We start from the raw sequence: 11,180 nt of genomic DNA on the forward strand, positions 1-11,180 counted from the left end.
AGACAGACCCCGATGAGGTTCGTCATTTTTAATTATCGGAAAGAAATTATTTTTTACACGTTATTTTCTATTGTTTTGAGTGCACAAATATACGAAATGTAATTAAACTTTGCGCCTCTGTGTCTTTGCGAGCAATCATTTTCACGCAAAGACGCAGAGGCGCAAAGCTATTCTTAGTTTATGCAAATAGATAATGAATATTCAGAAGAGAAAAGAGAATACTACAAGAAGCGCTGACAATAAGAAATGCAAATACAAATTTTGGTTTTTGCTGTGATAATACTGCTGCGTTAAAACCCATACAGAATATGGTTACGAAGAATAACTGTATCATGTGCCAGATTGATGTACCGCCCATAAGAATAAACATGGCAGCAATAGCACCAAGACAACTTTGAGCAAGAACACTTAATGTGGTGAAGCCAATAAAACCTCTTTTATAACCTGTCAGATAATCATTGTATGTTTTCATGATAAGATGCTTTAAAATTTATACTGTAAAGGTAAGTATACATTGTATCAGCCTTTTATGATAAAAATCATGTTTTATAAAAATAAATTTACCCATCTTAAAAATGTGATAAGATGGGTAAATTTACGACTGCCTTGAGGCATTTGTGTTATAACATTATAAGAGAATGTTTCAAATTCCAGAAAGATTAAAATTGGCTGATTGCATCATTAATCAGTTTCATTTCTGCTTCGGTAATAGTAAGATCGGCAGACTTTGCATTTTCTATGGCCTGGTCTGCATTTCTGGCTCCGGCCAAAACCACGCTGATTCCTTGTTGTAATGTCGTCCAGCGTAAAACAAGCTGCGATAAGGAAACATTTTTGCTTTGAGCAATCGGTTCGATTTTGTCGAGAAATGCTTTGACATTACCGGCAGAAAATTGTCCAAAATAGCCATTTCTGTGGTCGTCAGCTTTCAGCTTGGCCTCCTTGAAATACTTCCCTGTCAGCAGACCTCTTTCCATTGGACTATAAGCAATAATACCGATATTGTTTTCGAGCACATATGGAACGATTTCATTTTCGATAGCGCGATTCAGCATGCTAAAAGGAACCTGATTTGATGCCAATCGGATTGTTTTTTGGGCTTCTTTTAGTTGGGTGAGGTCATAATTGCAGACACCGGCGGCACGAATTTTTCCCTGTTCGATAAGAAGATTCAGGGTTTCCATCGTTTCATCAATAGGAGTTGTTGAATCCGGCCAGTGAATTTGGAGCAGGTCGATATAATCTGTGCTCAAACGTTTTAAGCTTTCTTCCAACTCTTTAACAATATTTGCCTTTGAAGCATATTTATATACCGGAAAGGTTTTTCCGTTGCTTTCAGCATCAAAAAAATAATCTCCTTTTCCGTTGTTACTTCCGTCCCAGACCAATCCGAATTTGGTAAGAAGCTGTATTTTATCACGGCTCTTTCCTTTGATGGCTTCGCCTATTAATTCTTCACTTAGTCCCATTCCGTAAAATGGAGCGGTATCTAATGAAGTAACTCCATGGTCTAATGAAGCATGCACGGCTTTGATGGAATCCTGTTTTTCATTGCCGCCCCACATGGTGCCGCCAATTGCAAAGGCACCATACGTGATGGCTGAAAGCTCCAAATCAGAATTTCCCAGTTTTCTATATTCCATTTTTATCCTATTTTTTGTGTTTTATATATAATGACATTGTCTTCCAAAAGAGTTTCAGATGCTTTGACAAACTCCTGAATATAGGGCTGGCTGTTATGTGCTTCGAGTCCTTTTTCATCGTTCCAGATTTCATGGAAAACAAAAATATTAGGCTCTGTGCTGTTTTGGTGCAGGTCATATTGAAGACAGGCCGTTTCCTTTTTGGAATGAACCGCCATGTTCATCAGTAATGATTTTAAGGCATCATTATGTTCCGGTTTGCTTTTTACTATTGCTGTCAGATATATCATGAGGATTAGTTTAAAAAGATGTTGTTCAGGTGTTCGTTATACAATGCGACGCCCCTTTCTACGTCAGCATTTTTTTCGATGTCGTGAAAATGTATGCCTTCCAAAGGAACCATTCCTGTAAAAGCATTCATGCGGTGGAAACCAAACATAACACCTTCATCTACATTTTTCTGCTGGAAAAATTCGTCAGGAAGTGTAAAGGCTTCTTTTGGGGCGTTCCAGGAAGTGGTGAGCATGTACTTTCTGCCATGAAGCATTCCGCCAGTTCCATAATTGACAGCCGGATTTGCTGAAGAGCGGCCATCACTGTGATAAATTCCGGTAGCATGGCCTTCTGTAAATACAACATCGATGTATTGCTTAAAAGCGTGTGGAAGCTGAAACCACCAGATAGGAGTGTGGTAGATAACAACATCTGCCCAAACAAATTTCTCTACTTCTTCAGCAGGATTGTACTCGTTGTTGACATCTGTTATCTGTACTTCAAAGTTGGGATTATTTTTAAAAAAATTAAAAGTTTCCTGCGCGATAGTTTCATTGAATCTGCCGCCGGAATGGCCAAATTTTTGACCACCATTGATTATAAATATTTTTTTCATGATTGTAATAATTCATTTGATGATGCAAATTTAGGACGACATTATCTATTATTAAAATAACATAATTCATACCTTTGTATTATAATTATAATAGTTTAATCATGGTAAATCTGGAATGGTACAGGACATTTAAAGCCGTATATAAAGCAGGAACACTAACCGGAGCTGCCGAAGTGCTGTTTATTTCACAGCCCGGAGTGAGTCTGCATTTGAGTTCGCTGGAAAACTATGTCGGATATAAGCTGTTTGACCGTACGGGACGCAAAATGGTTCCAACGGAAAGAGGAAAAGTGCTTTATAATTTTATTATAGAAGCGTTGACAAAACTGGAAGAGGCCGAAAAGAATTTCCAACGCAGCACGGAAAAGCACACACCTACTATTAGTGTGGGGATGTGTTTCGAAACGTTCCAGATTACGTTGGAGCAATATATTGCGACCTTGCCATTTAATGTAATCATTCAATTTGGAGAATATCCCGAAATGGTAGAAAACCTCGAAAAAGGAATCCTGGACATTATCATCACGCCGCAAATGGTTCCTAAAAGTGGAATCGACTACCAGCCTTTTTCATCTGAAACCATAGTGCTGGTGGGTGGTAATGAAACGGATGTACAGACATTTCAGGCCTTGGAAAAAGCAGATGATTTTGAAGCCGTCGAATTATGGCTGAAGCAGCAAAAGTGGTATGGTACAACCGGAGATATGGAACATTTGAGAAGGTTCTGGCAATTGAACTTCAATAAATATCCCGACTTTCGTCCGAACTATATCGTGCCCAACCTAAATTCTATCGTGCGTTGTCTTAGCAGTGGTCAGGGATTGGCAGTAATACCGGATTTTCTGTGTAAGAAAGATATTGATAGCGGCCAAATCAAAATGATATGGGAGGGAAAAGTACCTCTCAAAAACACGCTTCATTTTGCTACAAGAAAAAAGACAATCTACGCAGACGAGATTGCCCTAATCAAAGAAATATTTATGAAAGTGATGAAATAAACCTAGTTTTTCTTCTTTTTGAAATCAGGCATAAAAGAAATTCCTATGTTGAAATAACCCGTGCCGTCTTGTTTGGTCGAAAAAATATAATCGTTTGTGTTTTCTCCTCTTTCGGATAGTCTCGAATTAAAAACGGTAGACAATCCGGTCTTGAATGTTGCGATGATTGTCTTGTTGATATGATGCTCATAGGTCAGACCGGAACGAAGTTCTAAAATACGGTAATCGTACACGTCTGCAAAGCCCGGCACATTATTGTTGTAGACATAAAAACCGTCACCGTTGAGTTCTGTTCCTATAGAAAATTTTCCATTTTCAGATACCGGCCTATGGAATAACAGCCTTTGTGGTAAAATCAGGTCCAATATCCAGGGTGAGTTTTGGAATCGGTGCTCCATCATAAAAGTAGGAGCAACCGGAACCGGAGAAGCCGGGTCGATAAAAACAAGTGCTCCAACTCCAATCGTGGTTCTTTCTGTTTTTTTCAGAATAATTGTTGCACCAATAAAACCTTTTAACCGCTCAATATCTTTTTCGCTACCATCTGCAGTAAGGCTGGCATTATAAATAAAAGGTTTATTAAATAATCGGGCGAAATAAGTAAAACTTAGTGTTGCAGACAGGTAGTGAAAATCTATTTTTTTGTCATAAGGAGCAATAGCATCACCGGCTACGTTTTCCACATCATTCAATTCAAAGGCTTCGTATTTGTAATTGAGCGAAGTAGTAATACTCCATCTGGGTTTTGAAAACACGACAAAATTGGAATTGGCGTTGAATCGGTAATGGTTTTTGATTTCTCCTTCCTCGAAAGCCCTGTCGAATAATTCGGAATCAAAATCGGTTGGCAGGTATTGCTGGTACTGGAAGTCCAGAAAACGGGTAGACGGAAACCTCTCGGTTACGGCAGCTTTGACGTTTTCTTTTAACTGTTCTTTCTCTTGTGCTTTGGCAAATACGCATAGCAGTATTGCGAAAGGCAAAATTTTTGATTTCATAGCATGTTTTTAACGGTTGTTGTTATAATCTGTCCGAAATGTTCTTTCCGAGATACTGTTCCAGGAATTTTTTTCGGAATACTTCGCCAATCGGAATTTCAGAAGTTTTGATATAAATAGTATGGTTGTCAAAAGAATCAATATGCTGTACATTGACCATATACGATTTGCTGACGCGGATGAAATGCATTTCCGGAAGGTGCTGTGAGATGGTTTTAAGGTTCATGGCAGTGATAATCTTGCTGTCGTTCACATAAATCACGACATAATCTTTCAGCCCTTCGATATAAAGAATATCCCTAAAAAGTAATTTGTGGAATTTGCGATCTGATTTTATGAGCATAAAGTCGGTTTCGAGACTTTCCAGCGTGCTTTTTTCCTCCTTTCCGGACAGCAATTCGCGATAAGCAAATGCTTTTTTAATCGATTTCTCCAAACGGGTTTTAATGATTGGCTTTACCAGATAATCTATAGCATCCACCTCGTAGCTTTTCAAAGCATATTGCGAATAGGCTGTAGTAAATATAATGAGGGTTTGTTCCGGAATCGATTCTGCAAACTCCAATCCGTTGATTCCCGGCATCTGTATGTCGAGAAAAATCAGGTCAACTGTATTTTCCAGCATGAATTCCCGCGCTTTTTTAGGGCCATTGAAACACCCAATCACATTCAATTCAGGAATATCCTGCAGAAGCAGGAGCATGCCCTCTCTGGCAAGAGGTTCGTCATCAACGATTATACAGTTCATATTGGCAGTGTTAAGGTTACGGTATATTGTTTATCGTCGTCATTAATATCCAGTTTATAATCCTTCGCATAGAGCAAATCTAACCTGCGTTTGATATTTGCAAGCCCCAATCCTCCTTTATGCTGTTCGTCGATGGGCTCTGCAGGTTTAGTGTTGGAACACGTAAAAACAAGTTCTTTTTTATAAATTTTGAAAGTAATGTCTATTTTGGAAGGATGGTCCAAATCGGCACTATGTTTAATGGCATTCTCTATAAATGTCGTAAAGAGGTTGGGAGGAAGTACCAACTGTGAAATCATGTTGCTGTTACTGTCTTCGTTTTCAATTGTGAGCCTGAAATTAAAGTCGTCACGACGAATTTTTTCAAGTTCCATAAAATCGTTCAGGAATTGTATTTCCGATAAAAGCAATACCGAAGGCTGGTTGTTGTCATACAGTTGATAACGAAGAAAATCGGACAGTTTCATAATAACGGTTGAAGCCTTTTCCGGATTTTTTTTAACCAGTACGTTGACATTGTTCAGCATATTGAAAAGAAAGTGCGGATTGATTTGGTTTTTTAATTCCTTGAGTTCCAGTTGAAGGGAATTGGTTTCCAGTTCAATAATACGTTCCGTATCACGGGCCCATTGCTGAAACAGTTTGATGGAAGTGGATGAAAAAACCAGAATTGTAAGCAGGTTGGAGGTGGCCAGGATTTCCCGGAAAAAACTGGTAAAAACCTTTCGGGGCGTAATGCGGTATTGCTCAAAATAATTCAGGCCGTTTTTTACGAGTATAAAACTGCATACTATCAGCAGTACCAGACAGACCAGATAAGTAACATATTCACCTTTAAATAAAAGCTTCGGAATCAGTACATACATATTGATGTAGACCATTGCCAAGAAGTAGGCAATCCACAGCCATTTCACATAGTAGTGAAAATCGCCACTATACTCTTTGATTTCTCCCGAATCGTATGAAAATGCAATAATGTATATAATAATAGACAGATGCCTCCATACCCTATACTTGGGGTCAATCAGGAATTTGATGAAATTATTTTGAAAACAATTGTCTTTCAAGGTTCTATATTTTAACGGTACGAAATAAGACTAAAAAAGGACACTACCCAATTAATTTATACCAACCCCCATTTTAATTATACGAAAAGGTTTTTTGCCTGTTTTAGCCATAAATCTATTAAATAACGGTTTTTGTATAAAATAAGTTTGTGTTGGTATAAAAAAACCGGGGAGCTTTTATGTTCCTTATACTTTTGAAATAAAAAAGTTATGAAATCGGTCCAAGCAATAGAGCGCTGGATTACAGCCATCGAGAGTTCAAAACAGGAAGCCTGCGCCAAAGAACAGCAAATCAAAGCAATTGTCGATTTGTGGAAATTTGCAGACCTGTATGACCAGGGAACTACCATTACACAAAAAGGGGAACTCCAATTGGAAGATTCTGATGGCAGGATTGATAAAATCAGTGTGGCGACGTCGGATTTATTTCTTACACCAAAAGAAAACGCCATCTCAAAAATTCTTTCAGAAATCGAAACAGAATTTTCGGAACTTGGAGACCGTTACAGAGCGCTCTATAATGTGGAGTTTCGCAATCCGGAAGCCAATTTTGATGCTGCAGAAATCCTGAAACTCAAAAGCGAGATTATTTCAGGAATCAAAGGAGAGGTCATATTGTACAAATATGTCGAACGCATCCGAAAACTACCTTCGTCCGAATTCCGAATTGTAAATCGGGATTTCAGGATTTTAGAATGCAGTTATGAAGACATACAGAGCGCCATAGACCAGAACCATTTGTTGCAATCAGAGGCAATGGCTGGTAATAGTATTGAGTGCTGTTGATAACAACTGCAGGTCGTTTCTGATTGATGAAACTATAAAAACAGCTGCCTTTTCATCCGGTTTTGAAAAAATATTCCTTTTTGACTTTTATACTTCCGAAATCATCGAATTAAACATCAAAGCTACGGCCGGCACAGCCATTAAAGGGGTGCCGTTAGTTGCCAGTGGTGTTGCCTGATATCCAAGTATTGACTCTGTTTCCGGTATTTATGTGGCAAGCTATTCTAAAAGTGATTAGCTTTATACTTTATTACAGTAGTAGTTGTTATGGAGTTCAACCAGTTTACACCCTCCGAATTTCGGAGCCTATGCGACAGTCTTGCCGCAAAAGATCAGGATATCAAAAATATTCTCGACCAATACGATTATCCGCCATTTTGGTCGCGGCCCAATACTTTTGAAACATTGGTGCACATCATACTGGAACAGCAGGTTTCAATCACTTCGGCATTGGCAGCCCTTAACAAGTTGAGAGCGTATGTAGGTGAAATTACACCCGAACGCATCCTGTCTTTGTCTGATGAAGAACTCAGGGCTTGTTATTTTAGCCGACAAAAAACAGCTTATGTCAAACATTTGGCTCAGGCACTCCTGGATAAACAAATTGATTTGCAGCTGTTGGAAACACAATCTGACGAAACCATTCGAACTATATTGAGCCAGTTAAAAGGTATAGGCAACTGGACGATTGATATTTACCTGATTTTTGTACTGAAACGTTCCGATATTTTTCCAATAGGAGACTTGGCGGCGGTAAATGCGTTAAAGCAATTGAAAAACATGCCTAAAGAAACCTCCCGGGAGATTCTAATAGAAAAGGCGGCCAATTGGCAACCTTTCCGCACGGTTGCAACTATGCTGTTATGGCATTATTACCTGTCATTAAGGGCTAAGAAATAATAGATATAATTAGAATCTGAAGAGGGGCGTAAATATTTTGTGATTCATTTCTTCTAAGGTCATTTTTTATTAAAATTTCTAACGATACTGCTGCTTTAACGCTTGAAAAATAGGAAATATGATGAATTTCTATACATTTGTAGACAATTCAAAAACTTAATCAAGCCCCCAACCTATGGCAAAGTTTGCTTTTTACTTTATCATTGTCTTTTCTATTGTTTTCCCCCAACAGATGAAAAGCCAGAATACTGCAGATTCTTTACACACATTAATTAAAAAAGCAGATGGGCTGCGCAAAAGTGAACTGAATCTTGAACTTGCAAAATATTTTTTACCAACCAATCAGGATTCTTGTCTTTATTACAGCCAGGTTGCCCAAAAAATAGGCAAAAAGATAAATAATCATGCGATTGTAATCCGTTCTTTTGCCCTTATCGCGGAATCCTACCAAAAGCAAAACAAAATGAAGGAAGCGATTGCTACCTATCAGGAGGGGCTTAAACTGGCAGAAAAACATAACGAAAAATCATTAGCTGGAAATATCTACAACGGTATTGGAACCTGTTATTTTGCGATGAATGACCTCAAAAAAGCAGAATACTATCTGCAGCAGGCTGCCCAGGCTAAAAAAGAGGCAAATGATTATCATTATTATTCCTTTATAGCGGCTAATCTTGCCGCTTTGCAGATTATAAACCAATCGTTTGGCGAAGCGATACACACGCTTAAGGACGCAGAAAAAATACTACTTAAAAATAAGCAGGAAAAGTATTTGAGCACTGTTTATAATTCTCTTGGGGCAGCTTATCAAGGGACAAAATCAGACTCATGCGTTTATTATTTTGAAAAAGGTCTCGAAATTTCTCAAAAAAACAAAGACTATCTCAATATGATGACTACCTACCAGAATTTGGGTGATTATTATATGGATAAGAAAAATAATGCTAAGGCTGTTGAGTACATGAAGCGTGCAATTGCGGTAAATGACCAGCGTCCGGAAGACCAATATAAACCTGCATTATATGAAAGAATTGGCATTTTGTATGAATCGATGGGAGATTTTAAAAATGCCTACCACTATAAAAAACTGGAAAATGAAACCCGCCAACGCCTTTTTTCGGTAGCAAAACAAAAAGAGATTGAAGAACTCGAAATCAAGTACCAAAGCGAGAAAAAAGAAAAGGCAATCCAACTGCACAAACATGAGGCGGAAAAAGCAAAGAATCAACAAACCGCTTTGCTATATGGTTCTGCTTTGCTGTTTTTGATTGGCGGATTTATTACCTATTTGATTTTCCAAAGAAGAAAGATTACCCAAAAATTTGAAAAGGAAAAACTTAGGATGTTTGAAAATATCCTGCATGAAATCAAGACACCGCTTACGCTTATTGATGGCCCTATCCAGGTTATGAAACAGCGTTCTGATAGTTCGAATGAAGAACAGCTTAGTCTGATGGAACGAAATTCTAAAAAATTAATGAGTCTGGTTACCGAACTGCTCGATGCGTCAAAATTGGGCAGAGGCAGTTTCCAACTACATTATACCAACGGTGCGGTTGATGATTTTATTGAAAATACGATTGACACTTTTGCTAATGAAGCAAAATCTAAAGACATACAAATTACGCATGCTAAGAATAATGTAGAAAAACATTATTCGCTTCCATCTAATGCTTTGGAAAAAATCCTTTCCAATCTTATCGGGAATGCTGTGAAATACTGCCCTCCAAAAGCAAAAATTCAAGTGGCATCACAGATAGAAGGAGACAGATTAAACATCCGTGTAAGCGATACGGGTCCTGGAATTCCGAAAGAAGAGCAGAAAAAAGTATTTCGTCGCTTTTTCAGAGGAAATCAGACTTCAGACACCAATGGAACGGGAATAGGCCTTTCTCTTGTTAAAGAATTGGTAGAATTGGCTCAAGGAACTATTCATCTTCAAAGCGATTCTTCGGGAACTACACTCCTTGTTTCCCTTCCAATACAGGAAGTTGTAAATCCTACAGATGCCGGAATTGCGAATGAGGGCATGCCAATCCTTCTTCTCGCCGAAGATGACGCGGATACGGCAGCCTTCAGCATAGCTGTCTTAAAAGAAAACTTTCACATAATCCATGCTAAAAACGGACAAGAGGCTCTTGATTTAATTCGCAAGAATTTGCCCGATATTGTCCTTTCGGATGTTATGATGCCGGAAAAAGACGGTATCGAATTGCTTTCGACAATCAGGTCTGAAGAATTGACAAATCATTTGCCGTTTGTATTATTTTCTGCAAAAGCATCATTGGAAAGCCGTTTGGAAGGATTGCAGCATGGAGCCGATGCTTATATTTCAAAACCGTTTTCGCCAGATGAGCTGAAGCTGACGATAAAAAACCTTTTCAATACCGTACAAAGGAATAAAGAAGCCTATAAAGAAGCCATACATTCGGAAAAAGTATTTGAAGAAAGAGTTAAAAGTCCAAATCCCTATGTCAATAAAGTCATTGGTCATATTTTGGATAATATAGATAATCAAAACTATTCCGTTAATGAACTTTCTGATAATATGTCTGTCAGCAGAAGTCAACTCCACCGAAAATTAGTTGCGTTGACAGGGTTCTCCACAACTAATTTTATCAGCATGATCCGACTTGAAAAAGCCAAAGATCTTCTAATGAATAAGGAAGGCAATATAACCGAAATTGCTTATAAGTGCGGTTTCAACAGCCAGTCCTATTTTACAAAATCCTTTACGGAATACTTTGGGAAAAGTCCGAGCCAAGTGCTTAAAAATCAATAATTTTTTTGCAAATGCAACAATAGTACACAATATAGCAACATGGTTGCATAGCTATTTGTGGCCGGAAATCTAAATTTACCGACGTGAATCAACAATCAAAATCAATATACTTTTATGAAACAACTTTTACTGTTTTTTATTCTTTTTTGGCACGTTTCCTCCAAAGCCAATGATGAATGTGTGAATGCAATACAGTTAACCCCAGGCACTGTTTGCACTACAACCAGTGGAACATTTAATGGGGCAACGCTTAGCAGAACAGCTCCTTCCTGTGCGGTGAACAGCAGCCAGGACGTTTGGTACCGTTTTACGGCAACGGAACAGACGATGTCCGTTAACCTCTCCAGGGTGTCAACGAACTCGACAATG

The 11,180-nt window shown here is 38.4% G+C and carries 13 protein-coding genes; 6 read left to right on the forward strand and 7 right to left on the reverse strand.

What is annotated here, in order from left to right:
* Window positions 1-178: 178 nt before the first annotated feature.
* From BGO88_RS16650 to BGO88_RS16665, 4 genes are all read right to left on the reverse strand, one after another.
* A complete protein-coding gene (locus tag BGO88_RS16650) occupies window positions 179-472 on the reverse strand; it encodes a hypothetical protein (RefSeq protein WP_286707634.1) in 294 nt (97 codons plus the stop codon).
* 187 nt (window positions 473-659) lie between these two features.
* Complete coding sequence (locus BGO88_RS16655) at window positions 660-1,643, reverse strand: aldo/keto reductase (protein WP_286707635.1); 984 nt, start codon at window positions 1,641-1,643, stop codon at window positions 660-662.
* A gap of 2 nt (window positions 1,644-1,645) precedes the next feature.
* Window positions 1,646-1,933 carry a putative quinol monooxygenase gene (locus tag BGO88_RS16660; protein ID WP_286707636.1) on the reverse strand — a complete coding sequence of 96 codons (288 nt, stop codon included), beginning with the start codon at window positions 1,931-1,933 and terminating at the stop codon, window positions 1,646-1,648.
* A gap of 5 nt (window positions 1,934-1,938) precedes the next feature.
* Entirely contained in the window at window positions 1,939-2,532 is a 594-nt protein-coding gene (locus BGO88_RS16665) for an NAD(P)H-dependent oxidoreductase (protein ID WP_286707637.1), read from the reverse strand.
* Between the two features lie 101 nt (window positions 2,533-2,633).
* On the opposite strand from BGO88_RS16665, the gene BGO88_RS16670 reads away from it, so the two are divergent.
* Window positions 2,634-3,530 (forward strand): LysR family transcriptional regulator, encoded by an 897-nt coding sequence (locus tag BGO88_RS16670; protein WP_286707638.1) that lies wholly within the window; start codon window positions 2,634-2,636, stop codon window positions 3,528-3,530.
* Between the two features lie 2 nt (window positions 3,531-3,532).
* Here the strand turns inward: BGO88_RS16670 and BGO88_RS16675 are convergent, their stop codons facing one another.
* The 3 genes from BGO88_RS16675 to BGO88_RS16685 are packed head-to-tail and all read right to left on the reverse strand — an operon-like array spanning window position 3,533 to window position 6,343.
* Window positions 3,533-4,528, reverse strand: coding sequence for a hypothetical protein (locus BGO88_RS16675; RefSeq protein WP_286707639.1), 996 nt, complete (start codon window positions 4,526-4,528; stop codon window positions 3,533-3,535).
* Window positions 4,529-4,550: 22 nt separating this feature from the next.
* The gene (locus BGO88_RS16680; RefSeq protein ID WP_286707640.1) at window positions 4,551-5,276 is read right to left on the reverse strand and encodes a LytR/AlgR family response regulator transcription factor; all 726 of its coding nucleotides are present in this window, start codon (window positions 5,274-5,276) and stop codon (window positions 4,551-4,553) included.
* Complete coding sequence (locus BGO88_RS16685) at window positions 5,273-6,343, reverse strand: sensor histidine kinase (protein ID WP_101471180.1); 1,071 nt, start codon at window positions 6,341-6,343, stop codon at window positions 5,273-5,275. The genes BGO88_RS16680 and BGO88_RS16685 overlap by 4 nt, the downstream gene beginning before the upstream one ends.
* A gap of 210 nt (window positions 6,344-6,553) precedes the next feature.
* On the opposite strand from BGO88_RS16685, the gene BGO88_RS16690 reads away from it, so the two are divergent.
* The 5 genes from BGO88_RS16690 to BGO88_RS16710 form a co-directional block, all read left to right on the forward strand.
* A complete protein-coding gene (locus BGO88_RS16690; RefSeq protein WP_286707641.1) occupies window positions 6,554-7,129 on the forward strand; it encodes a hypothetical protein in 576 nt (191 codons plus the stop codon).
* Window positions 7,116-7,307: a hypothetical protein gene (locus BGO88_RS16695; RefSeq protein ID WP_286707642.1), complete on the forward strand. Its 192-nt coding sequence runs from the start codon at window positions 7,116-7,118 to the stop codon at window positions 7,305-7,307. Before BGO88_RS16690 ends, BGO88_RS16695 begins: the two co-directional genes overlap by 14 nt.
* Window positions 7,308-7,396: 89 nt before the next feature.
* Window positions 7,397-8,029 carry a DNA-3-methyladenine glycosylase family protein gene (locus BGO88_RS16700; protein ID WP_286707643.1) on the forward strand — a complete coding sequence of 211 codons (633 nt, stop codon included), beginning with the start codon at window positions 7,397-7,399 and terminating at the stop codon, window positions 8,027-8,029.
* A 175-nt stretch (window positions 8,030-8,204) separates the two neighbouring features.
* A complete protein-coding gene (locus BGO88_RS16705) occupies window positions 8,205-10,811 on the forward strand; it encodes a hybrid sensor histidine kinase/response regulator transcription factor (protein ID WP_286707644.1) in 2,607 nt (868 codons plus the stop codon).
* A 114-nt stretch (window positions 10,812-10,925) separates the two neighbouring features.
* A partial coding sequence (locus tag BGO88_RS16710) for a hypothetical protein (RefSeq protein WP_286707645.1) occupies window positions 10,926-11,180 on the forward strand: 255 nt, incomplete at its 3' end.

It is taken from the genome of Flavobacterium sp. 38-13, assembly GCF_001899155.1.
GTDB lineage: Bacteria > Bacteroidota > Bacteroidia > Flavobacteriales > Flavobacteriaceae > Flavobacterium > Flavobacterium lindanitolerans.